18 protein-coding genes are annotated in these 20,748 nt (G+C 44.6%); 1 reads left to right on the top strand and 17 read right to left on the bottom strand.

What is annotated here, in order from left to right:
- Positions 1-5 precede the first annotated feature (5 nt).
- From FAY33_RS03910 to FAY33_RS03970, 13 genes are all read right to left on the bottom strand, one after another.
- On the bottom strand, positions 6-833 hold the full coding sequence (locus FAY33_RS03910) for a transporter substrate-binding domain-containing protein (protein WP_185967473.1): 828 nt from the start codon (positions 831-833) through the stop codon (positions 6-8).
- An 18-nt stretch (positions 834-851) separates the two neighbouring features.
- On the bottom strand, positions 852-1,280 hold the full coding sequence (locus tag FAY33_RS03915; RefSeq protein WP_143319433.1) for a NifB/NifX family molybdenum-iron cluster-binding protein: 429 nt from the start codon (positions 1,278-1,280) through the stop codon (positions 852-854).
- A 26-nt stretch (positions 1,281-1,306) separates the two neighbouring features.
- On the bottom strand, positions 1,307-2,605 hold the full coding sequence (locus FAY33_RS03920) for a nitrogenase component 1 (RefSeq protein ID WP_143319434.1): 1,299 nt from the start codon (positions 2,603-2,605) through the stop codon (positions 1,307-1,309).
- Complete coding sequence (locus tag FAY33_RS03925) at positions 2,605-4,068, bottom strand: nitrogenase component 1 (RefSeq protein ID WP_143319435.1); 1,464 nt, start codon at positions 4,066-4,068, stop codon at positions 2,605-2,607. The genes FAY33_RS03920 and FAY33_RS03925 overlap by 1 nt, the downstream gene beginning before the upstream one ends.
- Positions 4,069-4,088: 20 nt before the next feature.
- Complete coding sequence (locus tag FAY33_RS03930; protein ID WP_143319436.1) at positions 4,089-5,078, bottom strand: PLP-dependent cysteine synthase family protein; 990 nt, start codon at positions 5,076-5,078, stop codon at positions 4,089-4,091.
- Between the two features lie 32 nt (positions 5,079-5,110).
- Positions 5,111-5,959 carry a nitrogenase iron protein gene (nifH, locus tag FAY33_RS03935; protein ID WP_143319437.1) on the bottom strand — a complete coding sequence of 283 codons (849 nt, stop codon included), beginning with the start codon at positions 5,957-5,959 and terminating at the stop codon, positions 5,111-5,113.
- 23 nt (positions 5,960-5,982) lie between these two features.
- Complete coding sequence (locus FAY33_RS03940; RefSeq protein ID WP_143319438.1) at positions 5,983-7,269, bottom strand: nitrogenase component 1; 1,287 nt, start codon at positions 7,267-7,269, stop codon at positions 5,983-5,985.
- Position 7,270: 1 nt separating this feature from the next.
- The gene (locus FAY33_RS03945; protein WP_207705992.1) at positions 7,271-8,743 is read right to left on the bottom strand and encodes a nitrogenase component 1; all 1,473 of its coding nucleotides are present in this window, start codon (positions 8,741-8,743) and stop codon (positions 7,271-7,273) included.
- On the bottom strand, positions 8,733-9,092 hold the full coding sequence (locus tag FAY33_RS03950; protein ID WP_143319439.1) for a NifB/NifX family molybdenum-iron cluster-binding protein: 360 nt from the start codon (positions 9,090-9,092) through the stop codon (positions 8,733-8,735). The genes FAY33_RS03945 and FAY33_RS03950 overlap by 11 nt, the downstream gene beginning before the upstream one ends.
- A gap of 17 nt (positions 9,093-9,109) precedes the next feature.
- Positions 9,110-9,982, bottom strand: a complete 873-nt coding sequence (locus FAY33_RS03955) for a radical SAM protein (RefSeq protein WP_143319440.1) — start codon at positions 9,980-9,982, stop codon at positions 9,110-9,112.
- A gap of 90 nt (positions 9,983-10,072) precedes the next feature.
- Positions 10,073-10,228, bottom strand: coding sequence for a YezD family protein (locus FAY33_RS19860; RefSeq protein WP_243126575.1), 156 nt, complete (start codon positions 10,226-10,228; stop codon positions 10,073-10,075).
- A gap of 422 nt (positions 10,229-10,650) precedes the next feature.
- The gene (sulP, locus tag FAY33_RS03965; protein WP_143319441.1) at positions 10,651-12,288 is read right to left on the bottom strand and encodes a sulfate permease; all 1,638 of its coding nucleotides are present in this window, start codon (positions 12,286-12,288) and stop codon (positions 10,651-10,653) included.
- 97 nt (positions 12,289-12,385) lie between these two features.
- A complete protein-coding gene (locus FAY33_RS03970) occupies positions 12,386-14,110 on the bottom strand; it encodes a restriction endonuclease FokI C-terminal domain-containing protein (protein ID WP_143319442.1) in 1,725 nt (574 codons plus the stop codon).
- Between the two features lie 134 nt (positions 14,111-14,244).
- Between FAY33_RS03970 and FAY33_RS03975 the strand changes: the two genes are divergently transcribed.
- Positions 14,245-15,390, top strand: a complete 1,146-nt coding sequence (locus tag FAY33_RS03975) for an acyltransferase (RefSeq protein ID WP_143319443.1) — start codon at positions 14,245-14,247, stop codon at positions 15,388-15,390.
- Here the strand turns inward: FAY33_RS03975 and FAY33_RS03980 are convergent.
- From FAY33_RS03980 to FAY33_RS03995, 4 genes are all read right to left on the bottom strand, one after another.
- Complete coding sequence (locus FAY33_RS03980; RefSeq protein WP_143319444.1) at positions 15,387-16,538, bottom strand: DUF4317 domain-containing protein; 1,152 nt, start codon at positions 16,536-16,538, stop codon at positions 15,387-15,389. The genes FAY33_RS03975 and FAY33_RS03980 overlap by 4 nt on opposite strands.
- Before the next feature lie 109 nt (positions 16,539-16,647).
- On the bottom strand, positions 16,648-17,022 hold the full coding sequence (locus FAY33_RS03985; protein WP_143319445.1) for a desulfoferrodoxin family protein: 375 nt from the start codon (positions 17,020-17,022) through the stop codon (positions 16,648-16,650).
- Positions 17,023-17,158: 136 nt separating this feature from the next.
- A complete protein-coding gene (locus FAY33_RS03990) occupies positions 17,159-18,904 on the bottom strand; it encodes an ABC transporter ATP-binding protein (RefSeq protein ID WP_143319446.1) in 1,746 nt (581 codons plus the stop codon).
- Entirely contained in the window at positions 18,897-20,711 is a 1,815-nt protein-coding gene (locus tag FAY33_RS03995) for an ABC transporter ATP-binding protein (protein WP_347562650.1), read from the bottom strand. Before FAY33_RS03995 ends, FAY33_RS03990 begins: the two co-directional genes overlap by 8 nt.
- Between the last annotated feature and the right edge of the window lie 37 nt (positions 20,712-20,748).

Below are 20,748 nucleotides of genomic sequence, written 5' to 3' on the forward strand. Positions count from 1 at the left end.
ATGAATTACTCACTTTCTGTATAATCACCGCCGATGACATCCACTGAAATCTGTGCCAGTTTTCCATTTTCCTTCAGCTGTTTTAAGGCTCCATCCACAGCCTCCTGTAATTTGGTATTGTCTTTTGCAAATACAAAGTAGGTGGAGGAGGTCTGAATTGGTTCACCGGCTATTTTAATGGCTTCTTTTCCGTTTCCATAATTCTTATTCAGCTTTTGGGTATCCCGGGAGGTCATAATGGTGGCGTCCCATACTCCGTTTAAAAGGCCGGTTACCGTTTCTTCATCGGTGGAATTATTCACATAATCAATTTTGATGGGATTATCCGCATGCTCCTTATTATAGTTTTCCAGAATATAAACGGAATTGGACCCGGAGGAACTTTTTACCTTTTTTCCTTTCAGATCATCAAGTGTCTTTATATCATCTCTGTCCCCAGCAACCGTAAGGTAGGTGATATACGTGGTATAGGGTTCTTTTCCAAACAGGTATTTTTCGTCCCGCTCCTTGTTCCATTCATATTGATGGGCTCCGATATCGATTTTCCCTGCGTCAAGTGAAATGAGTACATTGGCAAAATCAGAGGTCTTGAATTCAAATTCATATTCCGGAAGCAGTTCATCCACTGCCTTTAATACTTCATACTCATACCCGGCAAGGTTTCCTTTGTCATCCAGATAGCAATAAGGCTCATACGCATTTCCAGTTCCAACCACCACCTTTGTTGCTCCGCTTCCTGCCGCTGCCTCTTTTTTCCCGCATCCGGTTAAAATAATTCCCCCATAAGCCGCCAATAATGCGGCTAAAACCAGTCGCCTGATCCCTTTTTTCATGTTTTTTCTCCTCATCCTTTATATCACCGATCCATTGGCGATTCCCCTAAGTGAATGATGATGATCCACCCGGTAAAAATATAACACGATTTTATGTATAGCTTCCTCAATCTCCCCATCCACATCAAAAGAGCTGATTGCTTTCCGGTCCAGCTGCTTTTGTATGGGATTTCCGGTCTTTTTGCAAAGCAGGCACCTGCAGTCGGATATTAAGTCCACTCTGGGGTTATGAGGGCCGCTGCCGTGACAGCCGCCTCCTTTGCATTCCCCTTTATCTCCACAGGAGGAACGTTCTCCCTCTTGCAGTGTTTCAGAAATTTCCCTTCTCTCTATCAGTCCAAATTCTCCATTTTCCCAGACCTCATAGATCAAAAATTCCGATGCTGCCCCAAAATTTAAATCAATCGTTCTCTGGTCCGAAGATGCAACTGCTATTTTATATGACATGGTATTCCCTCCATGAAACAGATTTCTTAATTGAACCTTGTTTTCGCAACGGAGTAAATATCTTCGATCAGCTTTAACCCTCCGTCATAACCTGCATAGTAACTGTTCATGATCAAACGCTCATTGACCGGCCAGGAAACATTTAAAAAATGGCCGTCGGTCTGCTTTGCCACTTCCTTTTCCCAGTACCCTCCAAGGATCAGAGGGTATCCATGATAGTCGTGATCCTTGATCTCATTATGAATCTTGTATCCATCGGTTTCAAAACTGACTTCTGCCTCAATTCCAAAATTCAGATCTTTAAAGTAAGAACGGATGGCTTCCCGGTGTTCTCTCGGCGTATCGTCCACAATAAACTGCTTTGCCGGAAAAAGTCCCAGATCATTGACCAGGAATTTGGTAATTCCAAGGGCATAATGCGCATCCGATACTACGGTAAACTGCTTTGACATAACCCGGGTTTCCAAAAACAGATCTGCATAACGCTCTATGTAATAGTAGTAATAAGCCTCTTCCTCTGTAATGATTTTTTCCACCTTTTCTTTTGGCACTCCAGCATATTCTCCCACTGTGCGAAGGAATTTACTGGTTTCAAATGCACCAATGGGCAGTGTGGGGTAATGAAGGTAGGGGATTTTCAGCTTCTGTTCCATTTTCTTCATATTGCCAAGCCCTACCCAGGGAGAGATCAAAAGATTAAATTCAGCTGCCGGAATCTTTTTCACATTGGCAATCCCCCGGTTATACCCAAAAATAATGTTTGGAATCAGTCCCAGTTTTTCAATCAGCTTTTCAAGCTCCTTAAAATTTCCATGCCAGAACTCATCCTGATAAGGCACATCTGCCCAGATGTTCACCAGATTTTTTACACGGATATCTGATTTTTCCAGCAGCTGATCTATGATTGCGTCTACCACCTGTTCATGCCCTTTGTAGTTATTTCCCTTAAAGCCTGCCGTGGAGGCATAGATTACCGGCTTTCTTGCATCCTTAAAGCCATCTACCACTTCCTCCGTATTATCTCCCACGATTTCAGGTATGCACCCGGTCAAAACCACATATAAATCCGCATCAATTACATCCAAAGAATGCCTGATGGTGGATTCCAGCTTTTTCACCCCGCCAAATACCACATCCCTTTCATTAATGCTGGTACAGGGATAAATATTGGGAGAAAAATAGCCGGAACTTCCAGAGGAATTGGAAAGCTTTTGGGCACATCCCGGGCCGGAATGCAGCACCGGAATGGCACGGTCGATTGCCTGAACGGTCTGCATGGCACTCATTGCACATTTGTATCTTTGTTTGTCTAATATTTTTGCCATTAACTGATCGCCTCCTCTAAGAAACTTCCTACCTCCTGCTTATACCACCAGTCGGTATAGGGAAGCTTCACTCTTTTTGCCAGATTCTGTTCAAAGCTCCGGTTGCGTACCGTATCCAGGACTGTATGAGCGAATTCAAGGGTGTGCTTATAGCCGAATATCATATATTCATCGGCTACATAAACGGCTGGTATTCCCTGTTTAATTGCCCATACCGTAGAGCCTGGGTGTCTGGAAAGATATAAATCGGGCTGGTATTTATTTAAAATATTCATTACCTCAAAATTCTGCTGATCTGCCACGCTGGCTTCAAAGTTAATGTCATTGTCAAGGAGGTAACTCATGGCTGGGGGAACTTCTCCATTTTCATATTTCTTATCGTAATGCCAGGCAAGCGCCCAAACCACTTCAATGCCCAGTTCATCTAAGACTCTGGTCACCTCAAAGGTGTAGCCAGGTCCCATGCCAAGAACTGCTTTTAACCCTTTCAATTCCTTCTTTACTTCTTCGATCTGCGGTATGTAGATCTTTCTCTGTTCCTCGATATAGCGTTCCACCTGAGAGCACTTTCCTGCCACTCTTCCGATTTCCCGAAGCCAGGTCTCAAAACCGGTGATTCCAAGAGGGTTTATGGTTCGGATATAAGGCACTCCATAGGTTTCTTCCAAGCCATTGCCAAGGTAGTTTCCCAAGGTTCCGCAGATACAGGTAGTTGCAACGGATTCTGATAAATGTTCCAGTTCCTCTATGGTGGCGTTTGCATAGAGAAAAATAGGATCTAAGTCAAAGTTTTTAAAGATCTCTATGATTTCACTTCTGGCGCTTTCATAGAAATTCTTAAAATTAATGGTATTCCTCTTCTCCTTTGGCGGCTTTACGATTCCGCTGAGCACGGCGTGGTCGGAAATATCAAAGCCAGTGGCCCATATCCGGGATTTAAACCCTTCGCAGTGAACCGGAATGACCGGTACGTCGATCTGGTCCTTCACCTCATCCACCACACTGTCAATGTCTTCACCAATGATTCCGGTGGCACAGGAGCTGCTGACAAAGATGGTCTTTGGGTGATATCGTCTGTTCACCTCCAAAATAATATCGGTCAGTGCATCTGTGGAACCAAAGATGGTATCGTTCTCATTCATATCCGTACCGATATAGACCGATTTGTTCACAACACCTCGTTTGGCAGCGACCTGATTGGTAACGATGTACTGAGAGCTGGCAGTGGCAGAACAACCGGAGGGTCCGTGATGGATGACTGCCACATCCCGTATGCCTCCCAGCTGGCTTAAGGCACAGCCGGAAAGACAGGTGCTGGACTGGGAAAAACACCGTCCGCAGCCCTTTAAGGTTCCGCATTTGCTCTGGCTTGCAAGATCGTGCAAATCTCCTACATATCCAGTTATGGAACCAAGACGATTCTCTCTGGTTGCCAGATTAGAACTTGATAAATTAATCCCCATTTTTAACCTCCAAATCTCCTTTAAGCTTCTTCAAACAGTTTTGTTGATAAGTACCGAAGGCCGGTATCCGCCAGCACAACCACAATGTTCTTTCCTTTATTCTCCGGTCTCTTTGCAATCTGGCCTGCCGCATAAATGGCCGCTCCGGAAGAAGTTCCTACAAGGATTCCATCTGATTTTGCAACTTCTCTTGCCGCTTCATATGCCTGACTGGTTTCTACCTCGATTTTTTCATCGTATATACCCAAATCCATGGTAAGCGGAATCCGTTCAATGGGCACTCCTTCAAAGGGATGAACACCTGTGATATCCGGCGGAAGGGGATCTGTCTCATTAGGCAGAGAGCCCGGTCCCGGCTGTATGGCCACGATCTTTATATTTTCATTTTTACTCTTTAAATACTTTCCGGCTCCCGATACGGTTCCTCCGGTTCCTACACAGGCAACCAGGATATCCACAGTCCCTTCCGTATCTTCCCAAATTTCCGGTCCGGTGGTCCTCTCATGAATCGCAGGATTTGAGGCGTTTTCAATCTGGTTCACAAAGAAGATGTTCTCTTCTTTTGACAAAACATGCTTCTCCAGCGCTTTTATGGCTGCCACAAAATCTCCTCCCGTTTCATCGAGTACTTTTTTCACCTCCGGCACCTGGGGCAGCTTTATAACTTCTCCTCCAAACGCCCGGATATTTTTAAAACGTTCTTCGCTGACATTCTCCTGAATATATACCCGAAACGGATATCCCTTTGTTGCGGCAATCGCTGCAAGACCTATTCCCGTATTTCCGCTGGTGGTTTCCACAATGGTATACCCGGGCTTTAACAGTCCTTTTTTTTCTGCGTCTTCAATCATTGCACTGGCAATCCGGTCTTTTACGCTTTGATTGGGATTAAAATATTCCAGCTTTGCTATAATTCTCGCTTCCAGACCATGCTTCTTTCCATAGTTTTCAAGCGCAAGCAAGGGTGTCTTACCGATTAATTCGGTAATTGATTGATGTATTCCTGCCATCTGCATTCCTCCTTAAACTGGTATCCAGTTGATTAAATCTTATAATCATCATTGATATTCATAAGTCCAAACTCCAGAAGAATCTCTTCCAGTCTATCCTGTTCCATGGGCGTGGGAATGGCAAAATCCTTGTTGTCAATCACTGCCTGAGCCAGATTGCGGTACTCTGTTGCCTGGCTGGAATCCGGCCTATATTCGATCACAGTCTTACGGTTGATCTCCGCATGCTGTACGATATTGTCTCTGGGTACAAAATAAAGGAGTTTGGTTCCCAGTTCTTTTGAAAAGGCACGAAGCAGATCCAGTTCCCGGTCCACATTCCTGCTGTTGCAGATGATTCCGCCCAGTCTTACTCCGCCTGATTTCGCATATCGTTTGACGCCTTTTGCAATGTTATTTGCCGCATACAGCGCCATCATCTCCCCGCTTGCTACAATGTATATTTCTTTTGCTTTTCCTTCTCTTATGGGCATGGCAAACCCACCGCAGACAACATCGCCAAGTACGTCATAGAACACGTAATCCAGATCCTCTGTATATGCGCCCAGATTTTCAAGGAGTCCAATGGAGGTAATAATTCCCCTGCCGGCACAGCCTACTCCAGGTTCCGGGCCGCCGGATTCCACACAACGGGTTCCTCCGTATCCCTCTTTTAAAATACGGTCAAGTTCCACCCCGTCGCCTTCTTCCCGCAATGTATCAAGAACGGTTTTCTGTGCCAATCCTCCTAATAAAAGCCTTGTGGAATCGGCTTTCGGATCGCATCCCACAACCATTACTTTTTTCCCTTTTTCCACCAGTCCTGCTGTCAGATTCTGTGTGGTGGTGGACTTTCCGATTCCTCCTTTCCCATATATGGCAATCTGTCTGATCTCTCCCATTGTTGTGACCTCTCTTTCTTTCCCTATAAATTGTCGTATAAATCTTCTATTAATGTCAGGCTTCCTCTGTATCCGGCATAGGCTCTGTTAAATATCAGCCGGTCTTTGATGGGAAAAGCGGCTGCGATAAACTGTACCTCTTTTAACGAGCTGATCTCTTCCTCATTGCTGCTGCCGATGATGAGTGTCAAATCTTCCTCTTCCATAAGTGTTTTGTTAATCTCATACTGATCTGCACTGAATACTACCTTCGGCGGTTTTGCATATTCCAAATTGGTAAGCTCGGATATAATCCGTTCCTTGTCTTCCTTCCTGAATATGGGCTCGGAAATCACCACCAGAACCGGTGTAAAACTGTAATCATTGGCCAAATACCGGGTGATTCCAATTGCCGTACTGGCATCTGCCACCACTCCGAATTTCTTCCAGCTTAAAGTGCCGATTGCCTGGGCCAGATAGTGATACACATAATCATCTTCCTCCCCGATGACCTGATTGACCCGTTTGTCATCCAGCTTCAGCGCATCCGCCACCGTAAGAAGAAAACGTCTCGTATCACTGGCCCCGATAGGGAGTCCAGGATAACGGATGGAAGGCACACCGAATTTTTCTTCGAACTTTCGTGCCGGCCCTTTGAATATCCATGGGTGAATGATGATATTCAGTGCGGCACTGGAAGCGTTCCTGATGGTTTCGATGCTCTGGTGCCCGGTGAAAAATGTATTGACGCGAAGACCAAGCTTTTTAAGAAGTCTGGCGATTTCCTCCAGATTACCGCTCCAGAAAGGATCGTGGTAAGGAATGATGCCGAACAGATTGACAAGATTTTCATCTGTCTGATCCGATTTTTCAATCACCTGATCGATCATGGTGTTCCAGATCACCTCGTATCCCAAATTGCTGTCTCCTGCAAATCCAGGAATATCAATGGGATATACACAAAAACCCTTTTCTTTAAATTCCTCTGTTACACTCTCAATATCATCTCCGATAATACCGGCGGTACAGCCCGTGAGGACAAAGTAGGCATCTGCGTCAATGATGTCAATGGCTCCCTGAATGGTAGTTTGAAGCTTTTTGGTTCCTCCGAATACCACTTCCCGCTCCAGCATGTTGGTGGACGGAATGGAGACACTGCTTACAAAACAGGAATTTTTATTTCCTGACTGCCCCTGATCCGAAGCTGTGGATTGCATACAGCATCCAGGACCCGCATGGTAAATGGGGCATACCCGGTCAATGGCTCCCAATACGGAATTGATTCCGGCCAGCACACATCCTCCTCTTGGATTTTCTATTACTTCAGACATTTCATTCACCTCCGATTATGTACTTAAATGCATCTTCCTGATACCAGCTGTCTCTGTAGGGAAGCTTGATATGCTGGGAGAGTTTGACGTTAAATCCCGGATTCTCCAGCTGATCGGCGATTTTATTTCCAAGGAACAAAAGTCCGTCATACCCCATGGTGGGCCGTTTCATATCCAGAACATGAGTGGTTGGAATCCCCAGCTTTGCGGCCCATTCCGGGACTCCGATAAACACATCCGGCTTTAGCTTCTTTACCAGATTCACCTGTTCAAAGGGTTGCATGTTGGCAATATCAATCACATAATCCGAATGAATGGTATTTAAATATTCAATATCCACCTGTGCATCCTCGTCATAAGTCGGAGTCTCAAGACCTACCAGCTTCATGCCAAAATCGTCAATCAGGGCTGCGGCTGCAAAGGAACGTCCTGTTCCACCGCAGATAAATACCCGTTTTCCTATGAGCCGTTTTTTTATGGATTCCACCAGTGGAAGGATCCGTTCATGTTCCCTTTGAATGATTTCCTCCGCTTCTTTCTCCTTTCCCACCACACCGGCGATTCCCCGAAACCAGATATCCGTATTGCGAACCCCGATAGGCATCACCGTATGGGAGTAGGGAATGTCGTAATCTTCATAAAGGGTTTTCATGAATTCGTCTGCAAACACTTTACAGATGGAAGTGGAGGCCTGGGCGGCAGGAATCTCTTTTATTTTTTCCAGAGTACTGTAAAAAGGAATATAATTTACATTCAGTCCCAGAAGGGAAAGCATACGTTCCATCTCCACCTGATCCGCATAACTGATGGAAACGGGTGCGAACAAGTTGATCAGCCCCTCCCTTTTTTCCAGCCGTTCCTGCTTTAATATGTATTTGTTAATGGATATAAAGGCGGCGTCAAAACCGGAAGCACAAATTTTTGATTTAAAGCCTTCGCAGTGTATGGGGATAACAAGAGCGTCCGTATCCTGTTGAATATCTTTTACAATTGCGTCAATGTCATCTCCAATAATTCCGGAGGCGCAGGAGGCAAATACAAAAATAAGTCTGGGGTGATACCGTTCCACCGCTTCTTCCACCGCTTTTTTAAGCTTGCTTTCACCACCGAAAATAACGTTGTTCTGATCCAGATTGGATACGATGATCCGGGGGTTTTTAATATGCTTTACCCCTCTGTGGGCCTGCCCGACCCGGTACTGATCCACTGCCAGTGACGTACAGCCTACACAGCCCTGGGGCGAATGGGCGATGAAAACCGAGTCTTCCAGCGACATAAGCGCTGCCATACTGTTGATCTGCTGGCACTGCAGCCCCTGTGCAAAACTCCGGTCTGCCTTCTTTAAACAACCATTTTTAAAATCCTCCTCTGCCAAAGCCCCGGTGGATCCCAGATCGTTATACCGGTTTTGCCGGCTTTCCCTGATTCCCGAATAAGTTTCGCTCATGATACTCATTCCTCTCCTATCTGTCATTCAATAATTTCTCCACTTCCACATATGAAAGAAGTCTTTTTACGGAATCCTCAATAAATCCCGGCAATTCAAAGGCCAAGGTACTGTTTCCTGCCAGAGCCGCCCTTGCGCCTTCTCCGATCTTGCTGACCAGAACATAATCGCAGTCTTTTAAAATATCTGCCAGCGCGAGAAGCTTATCATTGTCATGCTCCTGTCCCTGGCATACGGGGATTGTCTGCCGGCTTTCCCCGTATCGGAATGTCATATCTTCACTGTCCGCCTCCACAATATAGAAGACATCCGCTCTTCCAAAATGCAGATTTATCACTTTCCCGTCTGATGATGCAATTCCGATTTTATATTTCATAACAATCTCCCTTTTCCTTATCCATGAGAAAAGGTATCACTGCCTGCCACTCTTCTCTCATAGATCATATCTCCATAATCTTTTCCTCCAAGAAGCCCTACTGCATCTGCACGGCAATGCTGGCAATGTCTGAATACATCAATATGTTTTCCTGCTGCTGTCCTGGCTTCATCAATTTCTGCGCACACCGGAGCGGCTTCACCGGAAAGGTCGGACTGCGGAATCAGCGGTATGATGTTATAAATACTGGCACCTGCTTCCTTTACCGCTTTTGCAATTGCTTCAATATGCCCCCCGTTGATGCTGGGAACCAGAACGGAGTTGACCTTTACCGTAATGCCTGCATCTGCAATTTTACGAATCCCTTTCAGTTGATTTTCAATTAAAATTGCAGCGCCCTCCATGCCTATGTACACATTCTCATGATAAACAATAAAGCGGTTCAGCTTTGCTTCAATCTCAGGATCAACTGCATTGACGGTGACTGTTACAGACTCCACCCCAATCTCTATGATTTCCTCCGCCCGTTCATTGAGAAGAAGACCATTGGTGCTCATACATTTGATTAACTGAGGGTAATGCTCCTTTATGAGGCGGAAGGTCTCAAGTGCATAGTCCGTCGCCAGCGTATCGCCCGGACCTGCAATTCCTGCAACCGTGATTTCCGGGCAAAGCTTTAATGCTTTTTCCAAAACCTTGAGTGCCTCCTCCGGTGTGAGCACCTTGGAAGTGACTCCAGGCCGATCCTCGTGATCATTGATCTTTCTGTCACAGAACTTGCAGGATATGTTGCAGCCGGGGCTGACCGGAAGGTGAATTCTGCCTGTGTTGTTACGATTTCCCCCAAAACAGGGGTGGGAGTTTTGAAGTTTTTGATATGTATTTGCCATTTTTCTCTCACTTTCTTAAATTTGGATAACAAAAAAGACAACCATCGCCTGATATGCTCTTATCGCCTATCAGAACCTCCGGTTGTCCAGTCAGTCCTTTAATCTGATTTTTTCTATTTTTTCGATCTGTACGATCCTGCCATCCTGAATGGTGATGGTGATGGAACCATACTTTACATCTTTTGCCATCTCATCAATGAGCCTGATGTATTCATTCTCAGGTTGGGAAGCATTGGAATAAGATATATGAATCACCTTCTCTCACATTAAGATTCATTCTCAAACTGATTATCTGTAAAAATAACCGTTTTCATTCTAAGGTGGTTCCCTAATGCCATGTATATGGTTCTGGTGTATCCCTGAATGGATTCAGGCAATTCATACACAGTCATCAATACGCTTTATTCATACACATGCACACAGTTCCACAACAACCGTTTATCTGATCCGTATGGATACATAAAATCTCTCTGGTTACACAGACTGTGTTTTTCATATGTAATTCTTCCTTTCCCTATTAGCATACTAATTTAATATGTTTATATGTATAGTATTATAGTATCATCTTTTTTCGTTGTCAATATTTATTTTCATTTTATTGATTATTTTTTACAATACAAAAAAGGCTGACGCAGGATTCCCTTCGCATCAGCCTATTTTGTTTCGCTTTATAACCCTTCTGCATGAATCAATGCTTCATCAATACAGTCTGCAATATTCTCTCTCCCGATGATATCTGCAAATCCTGCCTTTTCCATAATGGACATCGGCTGTTCATTCACGTGGGATAAAACCAGAGTAACCTTTTTCTTATTGAGGCTATGATAAAGTTGCTGAAGCGTTCTCAGCGCGGTGGCATCCATCGCCGGCACACTGCGCATCCGGAGAATGAGCACTCTTTTTCCTTCTTCCAGAACAACCTTGGATATCTTATGCGCCGCTCCGAAAAATAAAGGACCATCGACCTCAAACACAGCCACATGTTTTGGAACAGGCTTTAGGTCAAGAGCACTTTCTTCTCCTTCTTCATGATCCTCTAAATACTTCCAGCCGCTCACATCCGTCACATCAGCCATTCGTTTCATGAAAAGCAGGCAGGCTAATGCCAGCCCAACGCCAATGGCAACTACAAGATCAAATACCACGGTCAGACCAAAGGTAATCAGAAGAACAAACCAGTCACTTTTTGGTGCGGTTTTTACAATTGATACAAATTCCCGCCATTCGCTCATATTATAAGCAACCATAAAGAGAATGGCTGCAATCGCAGGCATGGGGATTAATGCTGCATAAGGCATGAGAAGAATCAGAACCAAAAATAAAAGCACTGCATGAACCATACCGGAAACAGGGGTTTTTCCGCCATTTTTAATGTTGGCAGCGGTTCGGGCAATCGCTCCCGTCGCTGGAATTCCTCCAAATAATGCGGAACATGTATTTCCCACACCCTGAGCAACCAGTTCCATATTAGAATTATGCCTGGTTCCTGCCATTCCATCTGCAACCACACAGGAGAGCAAAGATTCTACGGCGGCAAGCACAGCGATGGTCATTGCATCTGGAAATACATTCTTCATCATGTCAATAGAAAAGACCGGAAGGTGAAACACTGGAGGTTTGGGAGATATGGTGTAGAGATCTCCAATTGTGTTCACAGGCAGATCCAGTATCTTCACAGCCAGAGCCGTTACGATAACCGCAATGAGAGACGGCGGAATCTTTTTGAAAAATTTCGGCCAGATAATGAGAATCAGAAGTGCTGTCATACCCACAACAAAAGCCATGGGATTCAAGGTTCCAAAACTGTGGAAGACTTCTTTTAACTTGTCCATTGTCTCTACCGGTGACTCCTGAAATGTAAGCCCAAGGAAATCCTTAATCTGACCGATTAATATGGTCACTGCAATTCCGGTGGTAAAGCCGGTGGTAAGCGTGTAAGGAATAAAACGAATCAGACTGCCCAGACGAAGCAGTCCCATAATGATTAAAATCACTCCTGCCATGATTGTAGCCATCGCCAGCCCGTCCATGCCGTTTCTTATGACAATTCCTGCCACAATGGAGGCAAAAGCCGCTGTTGGTCCTGCAATCTGTACTTTACTGCCTCCCAGAAAGGAAATCACAAAACCTGCTACAATTGCAGTATAAAGTCCCTGTTCCGGAGTAACTCCCGAAGCCAGCGCAAGAGCGATGGAAAGGGGAAGGGCAATGATTGCCACGATGATCCCGGATATGAGATCTTTCACAAACTGGTCTTTGGTGTAATGCTTCATTGATAAAAAAAACTGGGGTACCATATCTTTCATTTTTTCCGATCCTTTGTATAATATAAAATTTTCATAAACATGTAACAATATAATCAGCCTGGGCATAGAATGCAAGCGTTTTTTACATGTTTCTTAATTAGAACAATCCCTCTGGTAAACCCGGACAGGAAATCTCATCGTTGCAATCAAACAAAAGGAAGAAGTCTTCGTACTTTAATCTTCCGGATTTCAACTCTTCCGCAAGCAAAAGGAGAGTCACAGAACTGACTGCCGCCCCTTTCAATCCATTTCGGACGGATATCAGATTGAGCCTGTCCCGGAATCCTCCGATAAATGCGCCTGAAAGAAATGCAAACCGGAAATGAGTGACGGATTCATCAAAAATCTCCCACCACCGGTTGGGATTTAACAAATCGCTTCTTTCCCTGTTCTCTTCCAGGTAGCGGTTCATCTCATCCGCCTGTTTAATCGGGAGGGAGTACCCCTTTCCATATGCCTTATTGTCAATAATCAGTCCTTTGTCTCCGTAGAACACACAGACATCAGGCTTTCTGGTGTCCCCAAGTCTGGCACCCTGAAAGGAAAGCTCTTTTGTCAAAAGTTCCGCGGTCTGAATCTCGTAATCCCGGTCAGAGTTCCCGTCAAATCCCAGATCAACTAAAATCAGATACCTGTGATCAATCCTTGTAAGCCGGCTTCTTAGATAATCCTTATAGACAGAAACTTCCGACTTGACAGGAATTGCAAACTCTTGCTGGTCCGGCAGTTCCAGACCATGAATCTCATCCATGATCCGGTAAGTGTCCCCGGTCTTTTTCACCTGCAATCCAATATTTTCGAAACTCCGGATATCATCGAGAATTGTCTCCGGCTCTTCATAAAGCCCTTTCCGGATTAGATATTCCCTGATCTGATAGAGACTGCGGTAACTGCCTTCCAGATGCTTGATAATATGGGTTCTTCTGTTTCTTAGATAATCCCGGTCCGCCGCTTTTGTTGCCAGCATGTCCCACATGACCCGCTTAGATATCTTAAAAGCTCTGGAAACACCTGTAATATGCTTGATCACCGTTCTGCCCCTGAGCGTAAGCTTATAGGACTGGGGAATTACCGCGTCTGATATGGTTTTTGGTTCCCGGATAATCCAGCCTGTCTGTAAAAGCCAGCTGCATATGGTGCGGACATATTTGTCACTGGTGCCCTCCGTATCCTGCAATAGTTTTGTTCGCTCTTCCTTTGTATCCGCCTCCATAAGCCCTTGTAAAATCATAGACTGGGGAATGGAGGTGAAACCGGCTTCTCCTATAAATCCAAGCCTTGCCCCGATTTCAAACTTCGTTAAATGCCCTTCCTTTTCCAGAAGAGACAAGACTCTGCAAACAGGGGGATAAGATAACAATGCAGTTTTGAGCACCTCTGCTTCTTCCTGGCTTCCTTCTTCTGAACCGGCATAGAGACTGCCCAGTTCGGAAAGAGAACAGACATCGTCTCTCCTGTCATAATTGAGAAATCCCACACTCACTGCCCAGCGTAAAAAGGAATCGGCAGGCCAGTCACTCTGGTATTCCTTCCTCTGCCCGGGAAGAACCGCCTGAATAATTCCGGAACAAGGTGCATTGCTTCTGCTGTAACCGGCAGGAGTTCCCTTTCCTTTCAGGTGGGTATAGGGAATACAGACAGGTTTTGCCTCCAGCTCTTTGATGAACGTATCTCTTCCATCTTTTTCCAATATCAGTCTGGGAATCTTGTCTGTGCGAAGGATTCGATTAATGGGAGATCCTGGTACAAAAACGGATACCACATTTTTCAAATTCTTCAGGGTATATGCCTCCTGTACCCAGCCAAATGTTCTGTCTGCCACGTTTTTTCTTCCCTTTCTTTTTTTTAGTATAGCATACATTGGAGGTTTCGCAAAATGATTTGCTTTGTTCTCTTTGTTCTCCTGTGATATAATAACAAAGATCGGGAACCTCCAGGAGAAAGGAACAAAGGATAATGGGAAAACTACAGCTTATGATTCTGTTTTTTATTGCTTTTTCCCTCTGCCTTCACATAAAAAAAGGGCGGGGAGACAAGGCGTATTTGAAAAAACTTATTATGGGAAATGTCAACAGCAAAAACAGAATTGTCTATCTGGATTATATCCGGCTCATTGCAACTCTTTTCGTTTTGCTGGTTCATTGTCTGGATGGAACAGGCACCATCTCCCCAACAGATCGAACTGCATTCATCGTCCGTCAGTCACTGATCAGCATTTTATTTGTCTGCAACACCCTGTTCATTATGAACAGCGGTGCTTTGATTCTCAATCAGACAGCAGACTCCCTTAAAACGTTTTACTATAAACGCTTTTTTCATGTTGCCATCCCTTTTTTCTGTTACTACGGTATTTATATTCTTTTAGCTTCCCGGTATTTTACTTCCGGTTTCTTTAAAGGACTTCTTCACGCAGCCAGAGATATGGCGGCTGGTCCCATCGACTGGACCCCTCATCTGTGGGTGATCTATGTGATTTTGTCTCTGTATATTCTTGCGCCCTTTTTTTCTATTTTGCTGAAACATCTGTCCCCTGCCATGCTCCATGGACTTGCAGTACTCATTCTGCTCTTCCAGTGTGTTGCCGTTTACCTGCCTGTCTTTGGTCTGCCTGTTAATGTTCAGCTCATGATAAGCCCCTGGCTGGGTGTATTTTTGCTTGGATATTACTTTTCCCATCCGGTGTCATTATCCAGGCGACGCCTGTACGGAATCCTTGGTCTGGTTTCACTGGCAGGAACTGTGCTTTGCGTGGCTTACCGCCAGGACTATAGCGCCATCCTGCTGGCAGAAGGAGCGCCCATGATGATTCTTATTGCAGGAGCCATCTTCCTGCTGCTTCGTTCCATAGAAACGATTCTTCCAAAGCCTAAAACCCTGATGAGGATTGTTGTCCGTTACAGTTATTCCATCCTGCTGGTCCACTGGGCAGTCCTTTATTTTGTCCGTGAACCCATGGGAATGGGACAAAATCCATGGCTGGCTTTTGTTCTGGTTCTGGTATTTTCAACGGCTGCTGCCATCTTATTCGACCAGACTGTGGTTTTTTGTATCCAAAGTCTGGTTAAAATTCCTGCCCGGCTTCTTCGAAACAAGAACACTTAATCTTCTTCCGGCTGTTCTGCTGCAATGGGGCGGACCGTGATTCCATTGATCTCCACATGCTCGCTGATTCCGATCACAATACAGGGACGGCCGTCGATCATCCGGTTTTCCACCAGATAAGTCTTATCAGGAGCCACTTTAATACTTACATCGGTAGTCTTTATCTCAAAGCTTCTGGTATTGACCACATTGGAAGCGATAAATTCCGGGCCTTTTCCTTCCTCGCCAGCATCAAATCTCTGTTCAAACTCTTCCAGCTTCTCCTGACTTGCACCGTTATTTTCAAGCAGCTTTTTCATCTGATACTTGTCCAGAGTAAATGGTGCCGGTTCATCCTTTGTATCTTCCAAAATTTCATGAATGCTCTCATGAATATTCTTTACCGTCTCAAAATCACAATTCTCCCCTAAGGTTTCTTCCACAATTGCCTGAAAGGTCTCTTTCTGATCTTTGGCGGTCAAAGGAATCACACAGCCTAATAATTCATCAATCAGACGTTCTGGTATCTGCTCCGGATTCTTTGAATAGTACAGCAGTCCATGAATATCCGTATTGCGGTCTGTAAATGCAGGAAAGAGAAAACCGGTATCAGGGGCTTCCACAATCCAGTCCCTGCTTCTGTTTTCAATCACATTGGCTTCTGAGTTATAGCAAAGTCCCGCTTTGGAAAGCTTGACCGGACAGATGCAGCACTGAATAAATTCATAGACAAAATCAGAAGCATCGTACATCTCCAGTCCATCTGAAGATTTTGCCGGAATATCATAGGCACAATGAATGAGGATTATGTAATAGTTTTCACCGTAATCATAACTTGCAATTACTTTGTCATAGAACTCTTCTAAAAGCCCATCATCTTTTAACTGGCTGTCCCGAAGTTTTAAAAGGAAGTTCTGGGTCCCTCCCTCCTCTTCCGTCTGGAGAGGGAATTCCATGTTCACCAGATTTTTACCGACGGAACCGGAAAGTCCTCCTTTAAATATGGTAAAATACTTAAACGCTTCTTCCTCCGGCAAAGATAAAAATGCTTCTTTTAATTCTGTTCTTTTATTTTTTTCCGCATCTACATAGCAGCCGCAGATTCTGCTGATTGCACAGTTTGCCGGGGTGAACAGCTTCTTGATTTCATTGGTTTCCTTTTTGTTCATATATGCGATCTCTCCTGTCTGAATGGGAGGCAAAAAGCCTTAGTACCCAAAACCTGCCTCTCAAAAAAAGCCCACAGACCATGGGTCAGTGAGCTTTTCACTCGTTTCGTTATTTTTCTGCTTTCCATAAACCATGAAGGTTACAGTATTCATATGCTGCGATCACCTCATCGCCTTCTGTCAAGACAAATTGAGCAACTGGTTTCTCTCCTGGACTTAATGTCTTTTGCTGGCTGCCCTGTCTGGTCTCTAATACAATAAAACTGATGAAATGTTCAGGAAGCATGGGATGTTCTACGGAACCTACCGTAACTTTCACATTCTGTCCATCAATCTCAATAACTGGAACATGTTTTTCTGTTGCCGCATCTGTGGTATTGGCTTTTAACTCCTGCATCTTATCTCCACAGCAGGTGATGGTGCCGCCTCTTTTTTCAACTACAGCTACAATGTTTCCGCAATGATTACACTTTAAAAACTCCATGTGAATATCCTCCTCTATATGTACTGGCTCCCTAAAATCAACAAAGCCAGTATACCATAATTTTGACACTTTTACAATATATGCCATGGTGCAAAAATCAGACCTTTATTCCCTTTTATAAGCCCCTGAAATGCAGTTACGGCAAAGTCCAGTTCTGACTCTGATTCTGTAACTCCACCATATGGCGGTAAATGCCGTCATTTTCATAAAGAGCGGAAGGGCTTCCCTGTTCTGCTACCAGTCCATCCTTTAATACCACAATCCAGTCCGCCTTTGCAACCGTTCTCATGCGGTGAGCAATAATCAGTACCGTCTTATTCTTCACCAGACTTGAGATGGCTGCCTGCACCATGGATTCATTCTCCACATCGAGGGAAGCGGTCGCTTCATCCAGTAAGATAACAGGTGCATCCTTTAAAAGTGCTCTTGCAATGGATAACCGCTGCCGTTCCCCTCCGGAAAGCACCGAACCATTTTCACCGATTCTGGTTTGAAACCCATCAGGAAGGCGGTTAATAAAATCCATACACCGGGCAGCTTTTGCAGCTTCCATTACTTCCTGATCCGTGGCATCTTTTCTTCCAAGGCGGATATTCTCCATAATGGTATTATTAAACAGCACTACATCCTGGAAAACAACAGCGAAATTCTCAAGTAGCCGCTCCGGGTCCACCTTAGACACATCAACGCCTCCAATGGTAATTCTTCCCTTATCCCCATCCCAGAAACGGGCGGCAAGTTTTGCAGCGGTGCTCTTTCCTCCCCCGGAAGGGCCAACAAGTGCAGTTACTTTTCCCTGTTTTGCCACAAATGACACATCCTTTAAGACCGGTTCCCCGTGATCATAGGAAAATCCCACATGGCTAAACTCTACGTCATACCCATCATAGGTGACCTGCTCTTCCCCCTTCTGAATGGGCTGTTCTTCAATGTTCTTCATGCGCTCCACCCGGAGTACGGTGGAAAATACTGCCGACAGATTCATAAGACAACCGCTTAAAGGACCATAGATTCGGGTTGCCGCAATCATAAAGATTAAGAAAACCATAAAATCTATTTTATTTTGTGATAACAGCACTGCACCGCAAAGAACGGTACTTGCCATTCCTATCTTTAAAATCATCTGGGACGCAGTCACAAGCATTCCATTGATTACCTCAATCCTGGCAGTAATATTTTCGATGTCTACTAATTTGCTGCTGAGCGCATATAGATAGCTTTCCCGTTGGTTATTTGCTTTAATATCCTGAATATTTTCAATACATTCCTGAATCCCGTCTGAAGCCGCCAGAATCTTTTTTCTCTGCTTTTCCTCCATCCGGTCAATCACTGGTCTGACTCCTGCAGAGAGAAGAAATGCAGCCGGAACCACCCACAGTATGGAGATTCCCATCTTCCAGTTGAGAGATAGCAAACCAATCCCAATCAGGCAGGTAGAAAGAACAGCACCAATCAGTTCCGGGATAAAATGAGACAGCGCCGTTTCCATCCAGGCACAGTCCCCCATAATGGTAGTTGTCAGATCAGCAAGATCCCTTTTTCCAAAGAAGGACAGCGGAATCTTACGCAGCTTCTCCGCCAGTTGAATTCTCAGATTAGCACTTTCTTCATAAGAGGAAAGAAAAGTGGCATTGTATTGGCGGTATTCAAAAATAAAAATAAGAATAAGGAACAAAATACTAAATCCTATATAGGCCGGAAGTCCCATACCCGATCCTTCTCTCCCCAAATAAGGAGAAAGGATCTGTTCCAGATACAGTGCAAGAAGCCCCATGGGCAGCATAATTCCTATGTTCGTCAGCCCGCAGGCAACCACTGCTTTTTGTAAATCTTTTGCCCCCTGATCGCTTAATGCAAAAATTCTCTTCAAGTAACTAGTCATGCTTTTCACCAACTTTCCAGGAAACTGATCTCTTGTAATCTTCCCACATTGCCGCATATAGTCCATGATTTTGGACCAGCTCATCATGGGTACCGCTTTCTTTGATCTCACCATGATTCATTACCAGAATCTTATCCGCTCCGGCAACCGTTGACAGGCGGTGTGCAATCATGAGAACGGTCTTTCCCTTTACCAGGATTTCAAAGGCTTTCTGAATCTGGTGTTCGTTATCCGGATCTGCAAATGCAGTTGCCTCATCAAGCACGATTATGGGAGAATCTTTTAAAATCGCCCTTGCCAGTGCAATTCTCTGGCATTCCCCTCCAGATAAGTAAACCCCGTTTGTGCCTACTACGGTGTGAATTCCTTCCGGAAATTTCTCTATAATATCCTCACAGCACGCAGCTTTTAATGCGTTACCAACTTCTATTTCGGTTGCTTCGGGTCTTGCTGCTCTTACATTGTCCAAAAGGCTGGCTTTAAACAGCCGGCTATCCTGAAATACAAAGCTGACCTGACGCATTAATTCTTCGGTTCCAATCTCTCTTACATCTACGCCGCCAACCAGTATAGCTCCCTCATCCACGTCATAAAATCTGGAGATTAAATTGGCTACGGTTGTCTTTCCGCCACCCGATGGACCCACAATTGCAAAAGTTTTTCCTTCCGGAATACAGAAAGAAACGTTAGAAACTGCAGGTTTCTTATTCTTTTCATAAGAAAACGTTACTCCTTTTAGTTCTACGGAACTGTTATCTGGAACTTTTTTATGCTCCGGCTCTGTAAAAGGCTTCTGATTCATGATTTCCATAATTCTTGCCAACGCTTCCTTTGCCTGTAACGTATTTTCACTGGTCCACATAATCTTATCCATCATGGACACACAGACAGGAGTAAAAAGCACATAAAAGATGAAATCAAGAATTATGTTCATACCAGAAGCTCCTGTTGCTGCATTTCCTATAAGTAAAATTCCTGCCGGAATTAAAAAAGCAAAGATTCCGTTAATGCTCATAGTGTAACCACACATGGGAATCCGAAGGGACAAGGCATACTTGACTGCCCAGTCTCTGTAACGGAGAATGGACCCATGAAAATTTTTAAAGGAAAAAATACTCTGCTGAAATGTTTTTACAACCGGAATCCCCCTTATATACTCTACCGCCTCATTATTCATATCCTCAAGTGCATCCTGGTACTGTCTCATAGACTCTGCCATTCCCGGTCCCATCATACGGAACAAAAAAATCACTCCAACTGCCATAGGCAAAAGACTGATCAGACCAAAACGCCAGTCAAAGAAGAACAAAAGAAACAACACCGCAACCGGTGTCACCAGTGCCCCGGAAAGATCCGGAAGCTGATGGGCAAGAAATGTCTCTGTCTGTCCTGCTCCGTCATCAATGATTCTCCGTATCTTTCCGCTTCCCAATCCCTTGATATACCCAACTGGAAGTTTTGCCAGGTGGTATAGGGCAACGGTTTTCAAATTCCTTGCCGTGCGGAATGCGGATAAATGGGTGCAAAGTAAGGCAACAAGGTAAATTGCCATAGAAAGAACCGAGGTTCCTACTGCCATAATTCCATACCAGACCAGTTTCTCTGTCTGGTTTCCAGCCGTCCATACAAGAAGGGCTTCTTTTACTGCCAGCCACATAAAAATATAAGGCAGCAGTCCCACAACTGCACTGACTCCTGATAAGATACAGCCAATTACAGTCATATGCCTGTAATTTCCTGCAAAAGTCATCAGTGTGACCTTTTTGTTATCCGGCAGCACTTTCATAATTTTTCTTTTTTCGTTCACCTTTTTCCTCCTCTATGTTGATAATCCGCTTTTCTGT

Origin of the sequence: Clostridium sp. HBUAS56010 (genome assembly GCF_007115105.1) — a bacterium.
Lineage (GTDB): Bacteria > Bacillota > Clostridia > Lachnospirales > Lachnospiraceae > Lacrimispora.

Excerpts from the sequence above, each read along its gene's own strand:
- FAY33_RS03950 (WP_143319439.1), bottom strand. The coding sequence starts at position 9,092 with ATGAAATATAAAATCGGAATTGCATCATCAGACGGGAAAGTGATAAAT.
- FAY33_RS03990 (WP_143319446.1), bottom strand. The coding sequence starts at position 18,904 with ATGACTAGTTACTTGAAGAGAATTTTTGCATTAAGCGATCAGGGGGCA.
- sulP (WP_143319441.1), bottom strand. The coding sequence starts at position 12,288 with ATGAAAGATATGGTACCCCAGTTTTTTTTATCAATGAAGCATTACACC.
- FAY33_RS03910 (WP_185967473.1), bottom strand. The coding sequence starts at position 833 with ATGAAAAAAGGGATCAGGCGACTGGTTTTAGCCGCATTATTGGCGGCT.
- FAY33_RS03930 (WP_143319436.1), bottom strand. The coding sequence starts at position 5,078 with ATGGCAGGAATACATCAATCAATTACCGAATTAATCGGTAAGACACCC.
- FAY33_RS03920 (WP_143319434.1), bottom strand. The coding sequence starts at position 2,605 with ATGGCAAAAATATTAGACAAACAAAGATACAAATGTGCAATGAGTGCC.
- FAY33_RS03980 (WP_143319444.1), bottom strand. The coding sequence starts at position 16,538 with ATGAACAAAAAGGAAACCAATGAAATCAAGAAGCTGTTCACCCCGGCA.
- FAY33_RS03955 (WP_143319440.1), bottom strand. The coding sequence starts at position 9,982 with ATGGCAAATACATATCAAAAACTTCAAAACTCCCACCCCTGTTTTGGG.
- nifH (WP_143319437.1), bottom strand. The coding sequence starts at position 5,959 with ATGGGAGAGATCAGACAGATTGCCATATATGGGAAAGGAGGAATCGGA.
- FAY33_RS03925 (WP_143319435.1), bottom strand. The coding sequence starts at position 4,068 with ATGGGGATTAATTTATCAAGTTCTAATCTGGCAACCAGAGAGAATCGT.
- FAY33_RS03940 (WP_143319438.1), bottom strand. The coding sequence starts at position 7,269 with ATGTCTGAAGTAATAGAAAATCCAAGAGGAGGATGTGTGCTGGCCGGA.
- FAY33_RS03915 (WP_143319433.1), bottom strand. The coding sequence starts at position 1,280 with ATGTCATATAAAATAGCAGTTGCATCTTCGGACCAGAGAACGATTGAT.
- FAY33_RS03985 (WP_143319445.1), bottom strand. The coding sequence starts at position 17,022 with ATGGAGTTTTTAAAGTGTAATCATTGCGGAAACATTGTAGCTGTAGTT.
- FAY33_RS03975 (WP_143319443.1), top strand. The coding sequence starts at position 14,245 with ATGGGAAAACTACAGCTTATGATTCTGTTTTTTATTGCTTTTTCCCTC.
- FAY33_RS03945 (WP_207705992.1), bottom strand. The coding sequence starts at position 8,743 with ATGACAGATAGGAGAGGAATGAGTATCATGAGCGAAACTTATTCGGGA.